General features: G+C 47.9%; 15 protein-coding genes. 4 read left to right on the forward strand and 11 right to left on the reverse strand.

Annotation, left to right across the window (positions count from 1 at the left end):
• Positions 1-345: 345 nt before the first annotated feature.
• From miaA to FS628_RS11970, 11 genes are all read right to left on the reverse strand, one after another.
• Positions 346-1,293, reverse strand: coding sequence for a tRNA (adenosine(37)-N6)-dimethylallyltransferase MiaA (gene miaA, locus FS628_RS11920; protein ID WP_145324108.1), 948 nt, complete (start codon positions 1,291-1,293; stop codon positions 346-348).
• On the reverse strand, positions 1,283-2,068 hold the full coding sequence (locus tag FS628_RS11925) for a class I SAM-dependent methyltransferase (protein WP_145322136.1): 786 nt from the start codon (positions 2,066-2,068) through the stop codon (positions 1,283-1,285). The genes miaA and FS628_RS11925 overlap by 11 nt, the downstream gene beginning before the upstream one ends.
• A gap of 17 nt (positions 2,069-2,085) precedes the next feature.
• Positions 2,086-4,305: a DNA mismatch repair endonuclease MutL gene (gene mutL / locus FS628_RS11930; RefSeq protein WP_186327800.1), complete on the reverse strand. Its 2,220-nt coding sequence runs from the start codon at positions 4,303-4,305 to the stop codon at positions 2,086-2,088.
• 22 nt (positions 4,306-4,327) lie between these two features.
• Positions 4,328-7,129: a DNA mismatch repair protein MutS gene (gene mutS / locus FS628_RS11935; RefSeq protein ID WP_145322140.1), complete on the reverse strand. Its 2,802-nt coding sequence runs from the start codon at positions 7,127-7,129 to the stop codon at positions 4,328-4,330.
• A 423-nt stretch (positions 7,130-7,552) separates the two neighbouring features.
• Positions 7,553-8,803, reverse strand: a complete 1,251-nt coding sequence (locus FS628_RS11940; RefSeq protein ID WP_260871015.1) for a putative amidoligase domain-containing protein — start codon at positions 8,801-8,803, stop codon at positions 7,553-7,555.
• A 200-nt stretch (positions 8,804-9,003) separates the two neighbouring features.
• Positions 9,004-9,564 (reverse strand): outer spore coat protein CotE, encoded by a 561-nt coding sequence (locus FS628_RS11945; RefSeq protein WP_062835006.1) that lies wholly within the window; start codon positions 9,562-9,564, stop codon positions 9,004-9,006.
• Positions 9,565-9,639: 75 nt separating this feature from the next.
• Positions 9,640-10,617, reverse strand: a complete 978-nt coding sequence (locus tag FS628_RS11950) for an aromatic acid exporter family protein (protein WP_145322142.1) — start codon at positions 10,615-10,617, stop codon at positions 9,640-9,642.
• A 399-nt stretch (positions 10,618-11,016) separates the two neighbouring features.
• The gene (locus FS628_RS11955) at positions 11,017-11,808 is read right to left on the reverse strand and encodes an ABC transporter permease (protein ID WP_145324112.1); all 792 of its coding nucleotides are present in this window, start codon (positions 11,806-11,808) and stop codon (positions 11,017-11,019) included.
• Positions 11,809-11,846: 38 nt separating this feature from the next.
• Positions 11,847-12,641, reverse strand: coding sequence for an ABC transporter ATP-binding protein (locus tag FS628_RS11960; protein ID WP_145322144.1), 795 nt, complete (start codon positions 12,639-12,641; stop codon positions 11,847-11,849).
• Between the two features lie 29 nt (positions 12,642-12,670).
• Positions 12,671-13,675, reverse strand: coding sequence for an ABC transporter substrate-binding protein (locus tag FS628_RS11965; protein ID WP_145322146.1), 1,005 nt, complete (start codon positions 13,673-13,675; stop codon positions 12,671-12,673).
• A 160-nt stretch (positions 13,676-13,835) separates the two neighbouring features.
• Positions 13,836-15,350, reverse strand: a complete 1,515-nt coding sequence (locus FS628_RS11970) for a carboxypeptidase M32 (RefSeq protein WP_145322148.1) — start codon at positions 15,348-15,350, stop codon at positions 13,836-13,838.
• A gap of 225 nt (positions 15,351-15,575) precedes the next feature.
• Here FS628_RS11970 and FS628_RS11975 point away from each other — a divergent pair, with 225 nt between their 5' ends.
• The 4 genes from FS628_RS11975 to FS628_RS11990 all read left to right on the forward strand — a co-directional run bounded on the left by FS628_RS11975 (position 15,576) and on the right by FS628_RS11990 (position 17,777).
• Complete coding sequence (locus tag FS628_RS11975; RefSeq protein WP_062835011.1) at positions 15,576-16,151, forward strand: beta-class carbonic anhydrase; 576 nt, start codon at positions 15,576-15,578, stop codon at positions 16,149-16,151.
• 172 nt (positions 16,152-16,323) lie between these two features.
• Complete coding sequence (locus FS628_RS11980; RefSeq protein WP_145322150.1) at positions 16,324-16,890, forward strand: PadR family transcriptional regulator; 567 nt, start codon at positions 16,324-16,326, stop codon at positions 16,888-16,890.
• 99 nt (positions 16,891-16,989) lie between these two features.
• Positions 16,990-17,493, forward strand: coding sequence for a hypothetical protein (locus FS628_RS11985; RefSeq protein WP_124116370.1), 504 nt, complete (start codon positions 16,990-16,992; stop codon positions 17,491-17,493).
• A 5-nt stretch (positions 17,494-17,498) separates the two neighbouring features.
• Entirely contained in the window at positions 17,499-17,777 is a 279-nt protein-coding gene (locus tag FS628_RS11990; protein ID WP_017687903.1) for a YxcD family protein, read from the forward strand.
• The last annotated feature ends 108 nt before the right edge of the window (positions 17,778-17,885 follow it).

Below are 17,885 nucleotides of genomic sequence, written 5' to 3' on the forward strand. Positions count from 1 at the left end.
TTCGTGTTCGAGTAATATTCAATATCGCTGAGTAGCTTTCGTGCTATTATATCATGAACAGTTTCATATAATCCACAAAAACCCCTTGTCTGCTATTTTTCACCCAATCTTGACGTGGTGCATAACTAGAAGACTTATCCATTATACACCGCTTGCCAGATTTGCAAAAGAGGGACAATCTCTTCATTTCTAAGCACATTCCTTGCTTGTTTGGTGAATTATTCATCTCTCTCATCTGTTGTAGTTATAAACAAAAACCTCTACCCTTTTTAAATATCAAAGAGATAGAGGTTCATATGTCACGATCTTTCCAAGCGGTCAGATCCATACTATTCACTGCTCAAATCAGTTAAATTTTCGTGTAATTAATTCACTTACCTGCTTGAAATTTCCTTCAAAATCTTCGGTATCCGTCATGTCCACCCATTCAATATCCTTCATATGCCGGAACCAGGAGAGCTGCCGTTTGGCAAAACGACGCGTGTCTCTCTTCAACCACTCTACTGCGGCTTCCCAGCTCACTTCTCCTTGCAAGAACGCTGCAATTTCCTTATACCCCAGCCCTTGCATGGATATATGACCTCTGGCCACTCCGCGTTCCAACAAGGATTTCACCTCATCCACCAGACCTTGTTCAATCATGAGATCAATCCGTTCTTCTACCCGGGCATATAATTTCTGGCGATCCATTGTCAAACCAACAATAAGAAGATCATAAGGCGATTCTTTCTTCTGAACTGCCAGCTGATCAGACCACTTCTCGCCTGTGAGGTGATGGATCTCAAGCGCACGTACAATTCGCCGTTGATCATTCGGATGCAGACGATCCGCACTTGCTGGGTCAACTTCCCTCAATCGATCATGAAGGGCCTGCGCCCCATATTGTTCAGCATAGCTGAATTGTTGCTCTCTGAACGCTTCATCCGAACCGCTATCGGAAAATTGGAAGCCGTAACATACCGATTCCACGTACAGACCGGTCCCGCCTACAATAAAAGGCATTTTACCGCGTTCGTGGATCTCACTAATCAATCGTGTGCAACTCTCCTGAAACTCGGCCACAGAATACGGGTACTCCGGTTCATGGATATCAATGAGATGATGGGGTACACCCTTCATTTCTTCAGAGGTAATCTTGGCTGTTCCAATATCCATTTCACGATACACCTGCATCGAATCGCCTGAGATAATCTCACAATTGAAGGCTTGGGCAAGCTCGATGCTCATTCTCGTTTTGCCTACTGCTGTTGGTCCAACCAGCACAAGCAGTTTAGGTTTTGGTTTAACTTCCACTTTCAACATTAATCACTCCGTACAGGGTTTTTGCATTCGCCCGATCAAGTATTTCAAAACCGAGCCTGTCAAACTCCGCGCTGCCGCGCTTTTCTTTCATCACTACACGTTTACGGGCGACCCGTCTCGCTTCCATGATGCTCTGTTCATCCAGTGCGTGAGCATTTGCATAGTCTCGCAAGGGCTGTATAGCACTTGAATCCATCATCGGTTCACGGAACATGGGGTCAAAGTATACGGTATCACAGCTTCGATCCGGCATGGACTTCAGCAACTCAAGATGATCCACATGCCGCAGATCTATGCGCCGGAAAGCCTCATCCACCAAGGGCTGGTTGCTCTTATAATGGGACATGCCCTCCAGCAGCAAGGTATAGAGCGGTTGAGAACTTTCACAAGCGATGACTCGTCCACTCTTACCAGCCGCAACCGAAAATACCAGAGCATCTGAACCGAGCCCAGCGGTACAATCAACAATGGTGTCGCCTTCAAGTACCGAACCAGCTTCCAGCATGGGGTCGGCTTCCCCTCTTAGAACACGTTTAGCGCGAACAAATCCCATACTGGGGTGAAACTCAAGCTCCGTCGCATCCTTGCGAAACAAGCGCGCTCTGCCGTTGAGCACGACCAGTATTTCGTTGATACCATAATGTTCAATCAGTTTGGGTAAAGACGTTCTATTGCGCGGTACGTAGGTACCTCCTGTCGTTTCAGCGAGCTTAAGTGCACGCTCCACCTGAGAGGCAATCTCCTTGTCACCGGTTGTAATGTACATAATGTCCCCCTAAATAGCTACATCACTCGTTTAAATAATTTTTCCAGATCATATGTTGAAAATGAAACCACAATCGGCCGACCATGCGGACAAGTGTAGGGCTGTCGACATGAACCCAGACGCTGAATCAGCATTTCTGCCTCCTGATCCGTCAGCTTCTGGTTGGCTTTGATGGACGCCTTGCAGGAGCACATGATCGATGCAGCTTCTCGCATCTTGGCCACATCTATGCTGCGTTCGCTCAGAACCCATTCGGACATCTCTTCGATAATGTCTTTCTCGTCCCCTTTGGGGAACCAGAAAGGGTGGGAACGCACGCGGAACGTCTGTCCACCGAAATGCTCCAAATATACACCTGCCTGCTCGAACCAGGCCAGCCTTGTTTTCAGCTTTTCCGTCTCCGAAGGTGTAAACTCCAGCGTAATAGGCAGAAGTAACTCTTGTGAGGCCTGAGCAGGGTTACCAAATTTCTCGTAATAGTACTCATAATTCACACGTTCATGAGCAGCATGCTGATCGATCAGATATAAACCTTGGTCATTTTGCGCGATCAAATACGTACCATGATGCTGTCCAATCAGACTCAGCTCTGGAAAAGCAGGCATGGATGCATCTGATTTAATGGCAGCAGCAAGTTTAGTGGCATCAGGTAGACCGGAAGTTTTCCACATCCGTTCAGTTCGCGTAACCGAAGACGGATTATACGATGAACGAGCTTCCCTAACTGGTGAATTCATCGAATCGGAACGATACGTAGCCGGCATGCCCTCAGCCAGCGGTTTTTCTGTAGCTCCACCATCTCCACCATCTTGAGAAGAGAGGTCCGTTTTAGGAAAAGTTTCGGTAGAACTTGTATTTGCACTTTTATCCTTCGTGTCTTCTTGCAAGTTATCAGATGTCTGGCCTACGTCATAACTAGCACTCTTCTGCAAAATATCCCCGTTCCAACTTTCTAACTGCTCAGGGGGGTGTATAGTCTCAGGTGGAGCTTCGGGCAACGGCACCGACTGACCCTGTTCAGATCCCCCCTGTCCTGTGGACAAATCCGCCGGAGCATCCAAATCCAAATCATCATCTTCCGCTGTCAACTTCGACGGTGCAGCAGGTTTGCCAAGTGGACCTTTTTGCCCGTATCCTTCTGCATCAGATTGATCTTTCAGAGGGCCGCGTGGGAAGAGGAATTGTTCCTGGATAAAGGAACTATCATCTCCACGTCGGATCTGCTGCTTTTTGACCTGTGGAATCAATACCTCCTGTCGGAGTATTCCCCTTAAGGTCGTTTCCACGAATTCATACAGCTCAGGTTCCTTACTGAAGCGAACCTCCAACTTGGCCGGATGCACATTCACATCCACAAGCGATGGGTGCATCTCCAGTTGCACCACGACAAGTGGGAAGCGATTAATGGGCAGCAAGGTATGGTAGGCTTTGAGAATAGCCTGATTGAGACCGTAATTGCGGACAAATCGACCATTAACAATCGTCGACATGCCACCACGATTCGCCCGTGTCCATTCTGGCAGGCTGATCAGCCCACTCACTCGGTAATCCAGACTTTCTCCCTGGATAGGGAGCATCGCTTTTGCTGCACTTGTACCATAGATCGCTGCAACCACCTGCAGCAGATCGCCGTTGCCCAAGGTCTGAAGCAACACATTCTCATTATGGCGCAGTCGGAATGAAATGTTTGGATGAGACATCGCCATCCGGTATAGGACATCTGAAATATGTCCCAGTTCCGTCTGGATTGTTTTCATATATTTGAGTCTGGCTGGCGTATTGTAAAATAATTCTCTCACTGCAAAATCGGTTCCTTGGGGTGAGGTTGCATCTTCATGAGAGACAAGGTTCCCGCCTTCAATCACAATGCGGCGCCCTCGTCCGTCATTATCACTTGCGGATAACACCTCTACCTTGGACACTGCGGCAATACTCGCCAGGGCTTCTCCGCGGAATCCAAGACTTGTGATCTGAAACAGATCTCGACCATGAGCTATTTTGCTGGTCGCATGACGATAAAAGGCGGTTTCCATGTCCTCTGGCTCAATACCTGAACCATTGTCTTTGACACGAATACTAAGGAGTCCACCCTCTTCCACCGTCACTTCAATCTTGGTGGCGCCTGCATCCACCGAGTTTTCAAGCAACTCCTTGACGACTGAAGCAGGTCTTTCGACCACCTCACCCGCCGCGATCTGGTTGGCAATATGTTCATCAAGCACATGTATTTTCGCCACAGGTTTTCCCCCTCCCATATACTCAGGATAATTGCTGTGCCTTCAATTTGAGATCATTCAATATCTGCATCGCCTGAAGAGGCGTCATATTCATGACATCAATATCTTTCATCGTACGGATGAATTCTCGCGCTGGCTTATCCACCGCAACTACATCCGGTTTCGTTGGCACGTTCGGCTCATCATCTCCAAAGATGGACAGTTGAACCACATCCGAATGGCTCGAACTGGACTGTACCTTACCGTTCAGTTTCTTGGCATGCGGCTTCCCGGCCGAATCTTCAATAGAAGATGTGTAATCTGCACTTTCCGTAGTATCCTGCTCCCGGATCATTGGCGCCGAATCCGTGTGCTGGAGTTCTACAGCTTTTACATTCAGGCCTGCTTCCTGCTTCTCGCTACCGATGTATTCATTGCCCACCGCTACTTGAGCAGCCGCATGTTCAAACCCATGCAACAATCCATTCGCCCGCTCAATTATGCTATCAGGCAGACCTGCAAGGCGCGCGCAATAGATACCATAACTGCTGCTGGCTGCTCCGGCAATCAATTTGCGCAGGAAATTAACCTTGTCACCGCTCTCCTGTACCGCCATCGAATAGTTGGCCAGCTTGTCCAGACTCTCCTCCAGATGAGCAAGCTCATGGAAATGAGTCGATACAAGGGCCTTACAGCCAATGATATCATGTACATATTCAATGACAGATTGAGCAATCGCCATGCCTTCGCTGGTTGACGTTCCACGTCCCAATTCATCAATAATGATCAGACTGCGCGGTGTCGCTTTGTCCGTCATGACCTGAATGTCGGCCATCTCCACCATGAATGTGCTTTGTCCGCCAATAAGATCATCCGCGGCACCAATTCGTGTGAAAATACGATCCATAATCGGCACTTCCGCCTGGCCCGCAGGCACAAAACAGCCCACTTGCGCCAAAATGGAGATTAAAGCGACCTGTCGCATATACGTACTCTTACCAGCCATATTCGGACCGGTAATCAGCAGAATACGCGCCTCTTCCTTGGTCATTGCGGTGTGATTGGCAATAAATGCGCCATCTCGCATGACAGCCTCAACGACTGGATGGCGTCCTTCTTCCACAACCAGGTCATAACCGTCGGTCAGCGTAGGTCGTACAAAATTGCGTTCTGCACTGATTACAGCAAAAGATTGATACACGTCAATCTCTGCAACCTGTTCAGCCAGCTTCTGCAGTCTTGCAATCTCTTTGTTCAGTCGCTCGCGCAGCTCTGCGAACAGGCCATACTCAATATCAACCATTTTGTCCTGAGCTTCGAGAATCAGCGTCTCTTTTTCCTTCAACTCCGGCGTAATGTATCGTTCTGCATTGGCAAGCGTCTGTTTACGTTCATAACGTCCCTCTGGCAACGCGGACAGATTGGACTTGGTGATCTCGATATAATATCCAAACACTTTGTTATATCCAATCTTCAGCGATCGAATGCCTGTCGCCTCACGCTCCCGTGCTTCCAACTCCGCAATCCACTGTTTCCCGTTGACCGAAGCCTCGCGCAATTCATCCAGACGTTCATGGTATCCTTCACGAATAAGACCTCCGTCCCTTACCGATACCGGCGGCTCGTCCACAATGGCTAGCCCGATCGCTTCACGCAGATCATTGCAATCATCCATCGTTTCCGCAATATGCTGCAGTGTTGCAGAGGATGATCCTGCGCAATGCTGGCGTAGACCTGGAATTTTCTCCAGCGATGACTTGAGCGCATTCAGATCTCGACCATTGGCATTACCAAAAGCAATCCGGCCTACCAAGCGCTCCAGATCATAGATGTCTTTGAGTTCTGCGCGCAGGTCCTCACGCAATATAAACTGGTTGTACAGGGTATCTACCGCTTCAAGACGCTCATTAATCTTCCCTTTTTGGAGCAATGGCTTATCTACCCAACGACGCAGCATTCTCGCACCCATGGACGTCTCCGTCCGATCAAGTAACCAGAGTAATGAACCTTTTTTGGAGCGTTCACGCACGGTTTCCACCAATTCCAGATTCCGGCGGGTAAACGGGTCAAGAATCATATAATGATCCGGCTCATAGGTTGAGATCTGTGTTAATTGTCCCAGAGAGCGTTTCTGTGTCTCACTCAGATAGGAGAAAAGTCGTGCAATGCACGCTTGACGTTCAGGCTCCAATCTGGCCCACACGGCCTCGCCAAACTGCTGACGAACCAGATCTTCCTTATTCTTTGTCCATGATGTGTAGACCACTGGACGACCGATTGGTGATGCCTCAGCTTCTACCGTTTCAAGCAGTGCTGCATCCCCAACCAGCTCCGATGGTTCATAGATGCCGATCTCATCCTTGAGCCATTCCTTGGAATACGGTACCGATGTCACATACAACTCACCTGTGGACAGATCACAAGCTGCCAACGCCAGCGTATTCTGATTACCTGTCAGGCAAACCATGTAGTTGTTGGACTTGTCCCCCAGGGTCTTGCCTTCCATCACCGTTCCGGGTGTGACCACACGTACAATTTCACGTCGTACCATGCCTTTGGTAACACTTGCATCTTCCATCTGTTCGCAAATCGCAACTTTATATCCTTTTTCAATCAGACGCTGTATGTAATTGTCAGCCGAATGATAAGGTACACCGCACATCGGAATTTTGTCATCCGCTCCACCATTACGTGCGGTCAGCGTGATCTCAAGTTCACGGGCAGCATTAATCGCATCCTCGAAGAACATTTCATAGAAGTCACCCAATCTAAAAAATAAAAAAGCGTCCTGCGCTTCGGCCTTCACTTGCAAATATTGTTGAATCATTGGCGTATACTGAGCCATGATGAATATCCTCCATCCCGTTCCTATGATGTCAGGAAGAAACGCTCCCTGGAAGGACAATAAGACGGTCAGGCACTGTATTTGCGCCTCCGCCTTATGTGTTGGCTATACGCCACTTCCTTCACAGGTTGCTGCTCCATATCTTCCGTAGCTATTACTTATAAAGGTTGTTCAAAAAGTTCGCTTTTGATTACGAAGGATGCCTAGTGGCATCCTCAGCGTCGAATATGGCATTCAGCCGAAATAAGCTGGTGCTTACGAAGGTTGTTTCCTTCGGAAACAATGTAGTTGCTCACGTAGTTTTCCTACGCTCCGCTACTCCATTTCTAGCTTCATCCCATCTTCTCGGTACTGAAAACCGTTCTTTTTGAACACGCACTTAAACAGACTTGTTTCTTATTATATCAAAAAAACGTCCGCTCTTCATGAACCTGCCCGAATATTCCAGAGTTTGCGAATATCCCGGCTCTCATCCCAGGTTCTCCCCAGTTTTAATTGAAGGATTAACGGGGATGCATACCGTTCATATCGTTCATATCCATCCAACCTCTTCAGATCATCTACCAGAGTTGGGATGTGTTGCTGGATCACTTCACGCTTTCCTTCATAAAAAGCGGTGTGTACCTCAGCTTTCTCCAACGGACGCTGCCGTAATTGAGTATACCCGCTTGCGATCAGACCTGCCAAGGCCACTACGCCTTTCGCAACGAGGGGCGACACAAGAAAGCTGGGTAACGTACGATACTCAAAACCACCATAGGATTTCAGGCGAAAGTCACCAAGCGCTCCATAACGGGGCCGTCTTCCCGATCCACGCGGGTCCTGAAGAAATGCCAGTGGCAATGCCAGATAATTGTCCAGTGCGCGGAGTAGTTCCCCGGTAAGATTCACCCCGCTAAAATGAATATGACCACCAAGAGGTAACCCCCGCTGTGGCATCCCCCCTGCCTGCCAGATGAGCGAGTGATCACTGATGCTGCGGGAAGCCGCTGCGAATGCCCTCATTAGATGAGCCAGTAGCTCACGCGGCTCAGAGCTGGGTGCGGGCCGCAATTCGGCAACCGGATATATGCGCCGCCCACCAACCGTCACGGAATCACAACCAGCAATTCCTGTGCGTTCCAGAAATCTGGAGGCGGGTACGATTTTGGATTCTGGCATCTGTACAAGAAGAAACTCCGGGTCCATCCCGAGTATAGGCGTGGGTCTGTGACTCCGCTCCTCATCCAGAAGCCCCTGTTGCTGCCTCCAGCTTTCTCTGTAGGTAGCAGCAAGGTTGGTCACACCTTTCCATGGACACGGATCGATCGAAATCACTGCACAACCACCGTTCCCGGAAGATTCCATTCGAACAGCCCCATGATCCAGCCCTAACGTATACAGCGTTTTGATCGCAAGACGTTCAACACGCTTGAACAAGGTCGAACTCCCCTCACGCTCCAATAGACTTTCCTGTGTTCCTCCCATGCCGCTAGTATCTTTGCGATTGATCCGGATCGCTTGCAGACAGCTTATCTCCACATCATAGCGTACACGCAAACCCGGTTCACGCTTGCGACGATCCCGCAGTGACAATACTTCAATGCCTGCCTGTTTCAACCGTTCTGTACGTTCACCTGAGGTCATATTTTCATATCGGCGTAACGCTTCCTCCGCTTGTTCCATCACATTCATTTCGTCCCTCCTCCCGGTTACCCAACTAAAATAAAAATAACCCCGCAATGCGGAGCCTTCTCGTGAAAGGTATTCCAGGCACTTTGCGAGGCTCATTACCACCCATTTTTCACTAATTAAGAAGAAAGAGGGCTTACGCCCTCTTCACCGCGCCTTCTGGCGCATATGATACCTTAGGTTATCAAATACAGGCGTCAAACTCACAGCTCATCGTCGAGCAGATCGGGATCGAGATCGTCATAATCTCCATCGCCACTGCCAAAGTCATAGTCCTTGTCTTCGTAATCACCGCAACCATCTGTGCAGACCTTCACACAAACTTTGGTCTCGGCAACGAGTTCCACAGCAAATTCCCGTTCTACCCGGATAATTACACTGCTTCCACCTGCTGATACTGTGGCTTCCACACAGCTAGGTTCCTGCGTTGCATCCGCAGATACCTCTACTGTGGAAGTCCGGTGTTTCGGGTCCAGATAGGACAAAGGCACATGTTCTACATACGACACCGTTTCTTTGGCTACATCCGTCTGCGAATTCTTGTCATAAGAATACCAAATGTTGATATCGTAAGTACCAATAACTTCAATTCCGTCACCCGCCGATACGGCTTCATATTGGTGGTTGATAATCCAAGCCCCCAAAATACTTGTCGGACCATTTGGCGGAGTCACGGTATGTGTTACGGTAGAGAACTTACGACCTTTGCCGCAGATCGCCTTCGTGATAATCTCTCTACATTGATGTTTATGACTCAATGACATCTTTAAACCTCCTCCATACAATCATTCACTACAAGTGTATGCAGGGCATTCGTCTAGGGTGACAACTATTTTCTATTATTCGTTTGTAGATTGGGACCGGTCCGAGATTGGGGACGGCGCTTTGTCCTTCTTCGCGACTTTCAGATACAGCGCGAGTTCACGGCACAGCTGGAGAATTGCAGAACGAATCTCGAATTCTTCCCTTGTATCCGGCAGCTCCATACGTTTGAATTCTTCTTGCACATCTGCAAGAAGTTTTTCAGTTCGTCCGGTGTAGGATTCAGTAAGTACATCCTGGCTGAGTTGATCGAATAACTCCGATACCATTTCCGCATGGGGCATCTTTTCATATATCTGGGATACCAGATGCATCATGTGCTGGATGGAGTCCAGTTGCGTTTTGCGCATATAGAAGTAGACACTCCATTCCTCATTCGGATGAATTACCTGATTCTCCAGAGAACGCTTGGCTGCTTCGATGCCGCCCAAAATCGCTTTATCTGCTTCAATCAGTTCTCTCCCCGCCCACGCTTCATTAGGATTACGCAGCGTCGCCGCGAATTCCTTGAAGATCTTCGAGAAAAGTTCATCGATTCGTTTGCGAATGCGCAGCATCTGTGGATCTGCTGCCGGCATATAGGCCAGGTTAACCGCCATTGCCGAACCAAGGCCAATCAGCAGCAAAGCAATTTGCACGAGAATGACATGAATGTCCATCTCCCCGCCGCCAAACACCCGAAATACCACGACCGAACCTGTCACAATGCCTTCCTTGAAGCCTACCCGGACAATCACCGGAAATGCGATCAATATGTATACGGCCAGCACCCAGTAATGGAAGCCTAGAAAGTGAAAGAGTACACTTGCAAATAAAAGTCCGACTACTGAAGCGAAGAATCTCGCTGATATGGTGCGGATACTTCTTTTTCTCGTTACATCCACGCCAAGAATGGCAAGCAATCCCGCTGATGTTGGTCCCGGCAAGCGGCACCAGTCCGCAATCAATACGGCCATTAATGCGGCGATTGCGGTTTTAATTACCCTAAAACCCATTTAACATTCCATCTCCTCTAAGCTGCAAAAAAGTTCTTAGCCAGCTCATCGCCTCATTCATATGGACTACTTGTCCGATCGTCTGATCTCTCACGAGATCTTCGGATACGAACCATCATGACTAGTATGACTCAACCAACTGTAAACTAGACGACATCAACCGACATGCGCATGCATGCCGGTCACAGCAACACGCCCCGAATGAGGGACGCTGGCAAGTTAGATCGTTGCGACAGAACCTCAAGGCCCTCTTCTCCAATCATCGCATTCATTCCGGATCTGCGCGGAATATTCATACTAAATATGGTACTTGATTTTACGGTATCGGGCAATGTGACACCCCTTGTGAAATTGTATACATATCATAAACGAAAATAGTATCAGCTAAACACGATAACATCATCTGCGCCCAGCCAGCAATTTGCGTTCTGCATACACAACCAGTTGATACATAGCTGTGGCAACTGCAGCGATAATTAACAGACTCGATAATACCAATGTGAAGTTAAACACCTGGAATCCGTAGATAATCAGATAACCGAGTCCCTGTTTGGCGACCAGAAACTCACCCACGATCACACCAACCCAGGCCATGCCCACATTGACTTTCAAAGTCGATACAATCGCTGGAAAAGAAGCTGGCAATACTACTTTCGTAAATATCTCGGAACGGTCTCCACCAAACGTACGAATGACTTTAATATAATTGGAATCCACTTCATTGAAGCTGTTATACACGACCAGTGTCGTGATAATGACCGTGATGGACAACGTGGTCATGACAATGGCTGTAAAACCAGCGCCGAACATCACGATAAAGATTGGGCCGAGTGCTACCTTTGGCATACTGTTGAACACAACCATATAGGGGTCCAGCACTTTGGACAAAAAAGGAGACCACCAAATTAGAACGGCAAGCAAGGTTCCGACGAGTGTTCCCAGCAAAAAACCGACTGCCGTTTCCCCTACGGTTACCGCAACATGCGCCCATAACTCGCCGCTGGCGATGTCCTTGCCGATCTGAGCAAAAATTTTACTTGGGTAACTGAACAACAGCACATCAATCCAGCGAAGTCTTCCTGCCAGTTCCCACAACAAAAACATAGATACTAGCATGGATAACTGTACAGCAAGCACTTGATGTCGCCATCTGGCCACCTGCTGAATGTGATTCCGATGGAGCTGCCCCATCCATTCGTCACGCTTTTCCTGCTTCGGATTCGTTTGATTCACGCGTCTTTCTCACCTCCCCCGGACTGGTCCAGTTCACTCCATAACGCCTGAAACAGCTCATTGAATCCTTCTTGCTCCCTGGCATGGAACGGCTGAGATTTGCGTATTGCATCGGGAATGACAAATTCACGACGGATGCGCCCTGGATTGCGATCAAGTACAATGACGCGGTCACTGACCGCAATAGCTTCAGACAAGTCATGGGTGACGAGTACAGAGGTTTTGCCAAACTGTTTTAACGTATCCGAAACTAGATCCTCCAGTTGCAGCTTGGTTTGATAATCGAGCGCCGAAAATGGTTCATCCAACAATAGAATTCCCGGATCGGTTGCCAGCGTGCGCACCAGCGCCACTCGCTGTCTCATGCCTCCCGAAAGCTCTGAAGGGTACTGATTCTCCGTTCCTGCCAGACCCATACTTACGAGAAGTTCACGTACACGCTGACGACTCCGTTCATCCAATCTGCCTGTCAGTTCAAGTCCGATCAATGCATTATCCAGAATGGTCCGCCATGGAAACAGATAGTCCTGCTGGAGCATGTAACCAATCTGCGATGAAGGGCCACCAACAAGCTTGCCTTTAACCTTAACCTCTCCTCGGGTAGGTGTGAGCAGACCGGCAATGATCGACAACAACGTCGTTTTACCGCATCCGCTCGGTCCTACCAGACTGACGAATTCCCCTTTTTGGATCTCCAGACTCAAGTCTTCTATAACCAGTGAAGCTTCCCGCTCACTAACGTAGACTTGAGATATTCCTTCCAGTCGGATCACACTTTCGGATTCAGGCATTCTGCTCACTTCCTTTCCTGAATACCCCATTACTTCGATGTTGTGGCTTCTTCCGCATAGGCATTATCCACAATTGCATTCAAGTCTACGCGTTGTTTCAACTCCCCGGCAGCACTCATGACATCAAGCAGATTGTTCCACTCTGTCTCATCAATGATCGGGTCCGTTGCATAGGTGCCCTGTTCCTTATAACGGTTCACGCTACTGACCAGAATGGCTGGATCGATGTCTTTGAAAAAAGGAGTAATGACTTCCGCAATCTCTTCAGCCGTATGAGAATCTACCCATGCTTGTGCTTTGTGCAGACCATTCGTAAACTTCTGGACGATATCCTTATTGTCTTTAATATAGCTCTGTTTCGTCATGAAGACCGTGTAAGGCAGGTGACCACCTTCTGCTCCAAACGATGCGACAACCTTGCCCCGACCTTCTTGTTCAAAGATGGAGGCCTGTGGTTCAAACAGCTGTACAAAATCTCCCGTGCCTGAAGCGAAAGCAGACGCAATGTTGGCGAAGTCCACATTCTGAATCAGCTCCAGATCACTTTGGGGATCAATACCATGTTTGTTTAGCGTGAACTCACCTGCCATTTGTGGCATGCCGCCTTTGCGCTGACCGAGAAAAACGCTTTGATTCAGTTGATCCCAATCAAAGCTGCCTTCCGGATTACGAGCGAACAGAAAAGTACCATCCGTCTGGGTGAGCTGGGCAAAGTTAATGACCGGATCTTCTGCTCCCTGCTGATAGACGTATATGGACGTCTCCGCTCCTACCAGCGCAATGTCCACCGAACCTGCGAGCAATGCCGCCATCGTTTTGTCACCGCCAGCCGTCGTCTGAATGTCCACCTCAAGTCCCTGCTCCTCAAAAAAGCCTTGAGCCACGGCCACATACTCCGGTGCGTAAAATACCGAACGAGTCACTTCGCCTATCGTTATCTTGGCTTCATTCTCTTCCTTATTACAGCTGGTGAGCGCCACAATGATAATCAGCAGAATAACGATGCCCCGGACGAACCATGGCGTGTATTTCATGTGTTCTTTCCCTCCTTCACTGGTTTCAGCAGTTTCTCTCTATTATGGATATGCCGCTGCCCAACAAAAGGTTAAGAACTTAAATACAAAAAAGAGCCGGGCAATGATGCCCGACTCTTCAGCTCTTCTAAATGCTATTCAATATACCGTTTATTGGATATTACAGCTTGTAAATCTCGGCATATTTGGCTTCCAAATAATCGGCCAGATAATCCGGGTTCAATTCTTCACCCGTTACGGCAACAATCAATTCGGAAGGTGTGCGACTTTTGCCATAGCGATAGATCTTGTCTGTAAGCCATTCTTTGATTGGAATCAGATTACCTTCGGCAATATGGCTATCAAACTCCGGCATTTCCTTGCGCAATGTATGTAGAATCTGAGCTGCATACATGTTACCCAGAGAATACGAAGCAAAGTAACCAAAGTCACCACCGGACCAGTGAACATCCTGAAGAACGCCTTCTCCATCATTCGTTGGCATAATACCGAGGTATTCCTTGTATTTTGCATTCCAGGTCTCTGGCAGATCCTTCACTTCAAGACCATCGTTAAACAGCATTTTCTCAATCTCATAGCGAATAATAATGTGCAGGTTATAAGTCAGTTCATCGGCTTCAATCCGAATCAGCGAGCTTTCCACCCGGTTGATTGCACGATAGAAATCTTCCAGTTCAACCTCGTTCAGTTGCGGGAAATGCTGTTGCAAATCCTTGTAATAGCGTGTCCAGAATGGCAGGCTGCGACCAATCATATTCTCCCATAGACGAGACTGCGACTCATGAATACCCATTGAAGTTCCTTCGGCAAGAAGGGTGCCCGCCAGACTGTCATCAATATTTTGCTCATACAGGGCATGTCCGCCCTCATGCAGTGAACTGAAGACTGCGCTTGCTACATCATCCTGCAGATAGTGTGTCGTGATCCGCACATCCCCCGGGTTAAGGCCCGTTGCAAAAGGATGAACACTCTCGTCCAAACGTCCAGCTTCAAAGTCATAACCCATCTGTTCCAGGATGAACAGGCTGAACTTTTCCTGTTGTTCGGTGTCAAACAGCTGGTTCAAAAACTCTGTATTCGGCTTGTAGTCCGAAGCATTAATCTTCTCTTGCAAAGGTACCAAACGTGCTTTGAGACGGGCAAAAACAGCATCCACTTTCTCAACCGTCAGATCCGGCTCATACATATCAAGCAGCGTATCATAACGAGTATCCTTCACACCCCAATAATCAATAAACTCCTGTTTAAGCTTAACGATATCTGTCAGATAGGGTGAGAACCCTGCGAAATCACTGTTATGCTTGGCATCTTCCCAAGCCGTTTCCGACTTGGCTGTAAGCACGGTATAGGCTTGTACTTTTTCCGGTGGTACGGACTGACTGCGATCATATTCTTTCTTGCAATCTTCAACCAGACGACGATCTATATCTTCGAGTTGTTCCAATACCGCTGGAGCAGTTAATGCATCCAGGTAGGTCTTCATGTCAGCCGAAGTTTGCAATTTGAATGCTTCGGTGGACAACATACCCAGCGTCTCCGAACGAGTCGGAACGCCTTTTTTCGGCGCACCTGTGCGCAAATCCCAGTGAAGCAAACCAATGGCTTCATGATAACTCTTAATTTTACGAGCCAAATTACGGAAGGAATCCAAATGTTCCTGTGTTTGTTTATCCATTGTTAACGTCCACCTCTTCAAAAAAAGTTTATACACCTATTGATGATACTTTTCCCATTGAGTATAATCAACTTTTAACAGAGGCAAATTGCATTATTCTACTACAAAGGTTGAGTAATGCCGTCTGCTGACGGTGGTATACCCAAAAAGCAAAGGCGCGTAGGACAAGCTGCATCGAATGCAAGTGGCCGTGCTCGTCGTATTGGATAACAGGAGGCAATAGACATGAACAACATTCAAGAGATTTTGGCTTACAACAAATCATTTGTCGAGACCAAAGAATACGAAAAGTATACGGCTGGCAAGTTTCCAACCAAAAAGATGGTTATCATTACTTGTATGGATACACGTCTGGTGGAAATGCTGCCCAAGGCCATGAATCTGAAGAACGGTGATGTGAAAATCATCAAAAACGCAGGCGCGATTATCTCTCAGCCTTTCGGCAGTGTAATGCGTAGTGTGCTTGTCGCCATCTATGAACTGGGTGCAGATGAAGTCCTGGTTGTGGGGCATACGGAATGTGGTATGGCTTCCCTTCACGCAGAGACCATGATTGGACATATGGTTGAGCGTGGCGTATCTGAAGAAGTCATGACAACCTTGGAGAACTCTGGCATCCGTTTGCAAAAGTGGTTGCGTGGGTTTGACAGCGTCGAAGAAGGGGTAAAACATACTGTGGAAGTGATCAAGAAGCATCCTTTACTTCCTCCAAATGTACCCGTCCACGGCATGGTTATCGATTCTGCCACAGGTGAGCTTGATCTTGTCGCTGAGGGGTATGGACAACAGGCATCTCTCTAAATGGTTTGGAGTGCGGACCTTATGGTTCGCACTTTTTTTGTCTAAATTAAGGCAGTTGTTCTGTCAGGTTGTCAAACCATACAGTTTCAGTGTACACTTTTATGAAAGCGGTCAAAGAAAGCAAATTTGTTTATTTTCTCTGACCCAGCCCTAATATTAAGGAGACATGTGCATGAACATACTTTCCTACGGATTGCTCGGGCTGCTCACCCGCGAGGAGTCCTCGGGCTATGATCTGATGCTGAAGATTCAGCCGCATTGGCAGGCCAAACACAGCCAGATCTACCCACTCCTGTCCAAGATGGAAAACGATGAGTTATTGGCCTCCCGCTGGGTACAACAGTCTGACAAACCGGACAAGAAAATGTACGCAGTCACGGAAAAAGGCATTGAAAAGCTCTTGGAATGGATGATTACTCCTGTTACCGCACCGGTTACACGCGATGAGTTTAATTTGCGTATCTTGTGTGTTGGCATTGCGGAAGACGGAAGCATGAGACGCATTCTTAACGAGCGTAAAAGCTGGTTTATGGAACGCATACGTTATTTCGAGGATCTGAAGTCGCGTATACCTCAGGATAATCTTCGTGTAGGCAACCGAGACTTTGGAAGCTACATTCTGGTACAAAAAGGGTTAATGAATGCACAAACAGGCCTGGAATGGTGTCACTGGGTTACCCAATTGCTTGATGGCCAAGCTGCAATTCAAGACCCAAGCCCAAGCGTTACAGAAATTTAATCAAAATTTGAAACGTTCCTGCAAGTTGACCGTATTACATGAGTAAGGCCCATTTTTGGGCGATTCAAACAAATTAATCGGGGGGTTACGATCTTTACAATGAAGAAAAAATTTGGAGTTAAACATCTAATGATGGTATTTATGGCCTTTACATTATTGTTCGCAACAGTGGGAGTAACGAATCCGGATTCTGCGGATGCAAGACGTGGTGGCGGATTCAAATCCGGTACGAAAAGTTATACCAACACACCTAAGAAATCCGACTCCAACAGCAACGTTAATCAATCCAATTCCGGTAATAACTCCGGTACTGGTGCAGCTGCAACTCGTGGTGGTGGATTCTTCGGCGGTGGCGGCGGATTCATGAAAGGTATGATGCTTGGTGGTCTTGCTGGTATGATGTTCGGCGGATTGTTCGGTGGCATGGGCGCTCTGGGTAACATCCTTGGATTGCTCGTGAACGTTGCAGCAATTATGTTGATTGTAATGCTTGCTATGGCACTCTTCAGAGCGATTTCCAATCGTCGCAAACCTGCAGCGGATGGTCGTTATGACCGTCGCAATGATCGTGATGATGACCGTAACAGAAACGGACGGTACTAATCTCTATGGTTCTGAGCATGGATGAAATTGTGAATGCAATCTGTATTCATATGGCAGAACGTAAAGGTGTACGTCCAACCGATGTGAATGTAGAACTGAGTTGGGAAGAAGATACAGGTTATTCCGCTGAAGTTTGGATCCAAGGACGCAGTCAATATCTGGTGGAGTCCAACATGATTGAAGCAATTCTTCGCTACCTGCACAGTGAATACAACATCCGGGCGTACCGTGAGAACGTACGACTTGATCTGGATGAAGAGATCACAGCGATCGTTAATCAATAAGATAGGTCACTCACTGGCCTGATATACGAAAGACCGCCTCCCCTCTGTCGCCTGACAGAGAGGGAAGGCGGTCTTTTTGTTTTGTTTCTGTAATTGTATAAGTGTACG

The organism is Paenibacillus xylanexedens, from assembly GCF_007676705.1.
Lineage (GTDB): Bacteria > Bacillota > Bacilli > Paenibacillales > Paenibacillaceae > Paenibacillus > Paenibacillus xylanexedens_C.

What these genes read in the sequence shown, in the direction of transcription:
- FS628_RS11945 (WP_062835006.1), bottom strand. Translation starts at nt 9,564, where the DNA reads ATGTCATTGAGTCATAAACATCAATGTAGAGAGATTATCACGAAGGCG.
- FS628_RS11965 (WP_145322146.1), bottom strand. Translation starts at nt 13,675, where the DNA reads ATGAAATACACGCCATGGTTCGTCCGGGGCATCGTTATTCTGCTGATT.
- FS628_RS11955 (WP_145324112.1), bottom strand. Translation starts at nt 11,808, where the DNA reads ATGGGGCAGCTCCATCGGAATCACATTCAGCAGGTGGCCAGATGGCGA.
- FS628_RS11960 (WP_145322144.1), bottom strand. Translation starts at nt 12,641, where the DNA reads ATGCCTGAATCCGAAAGTGTGATCCGACTGGAAGGAATATCTCAAGTC.
- FS628_RS11940 (WP_260871015.1), bottom strand. Translation starts at nt 8,803, where the DNA reads ATGAATGTGATGGAACAAGCGGAGGAAGCGTTACGCCGATATGAAAAT.
- FS628_RS11925 (WP_145322136.1), bottom strand. Translation starts at nt 2,068, where the DNA reads ATGTACATTACAACCGGTGACAAGGAGATTGCCTCTCAGGTGGAGCGT.
- FS628_RS11980 (WP_145322150.1), top strand. Translation starts at nt 16,324, where the DNA reads ATGAACATACTTTCCTACGGATTGCTCGGGCTGCTCACCCGCGAGGAG.
- FS628_RS11990 (WP_017687903.1), top strand. Translation starts at nt 17,499, where the DNA reads ATGGTTCTGAGCATGGATGAAATTGTGAATGCAATCTGTATTCATATG.
- FS628_RS11970 (WP_145322148.1), bottom strand. Translation starts at nt 15,350, where the DNA reads ATGGATAAACAAACACAGGAACATTTGGATTCCTTCCGTAATTTGGCT.
- FS628_RS11985 (WP_124116370.1), top strand. Translation starts at nt 16,990, where the DNA reads ATGAAGAAAAAATTTGGAGTTAAACATCTAATGATGGTATTTATGGCC.
- FS628_RS11950 (WP_145322142.1), bottom strand. Translation starts at nt 10,617, where the DNA reads ATGGGTTTTAGGGTAATTAAAACCGCAATCGCCGCATTAATGGCCGTA.
- FS628_RS11975 (WP_062835011.1), top strand. Translation starts at nt 15,576, where the DNA reads ATGAACAACATTCAAGAGATTTTGGCTTACAACAAATCATTTGTCGAG.
- mutS (WP_145322140.1), bottom strand. Translation starts at nt 7,129, where the DNA reads ATGGCTCAGTATACGCCAATGATTCAACAATATTTGCAAGTGAAGGCC.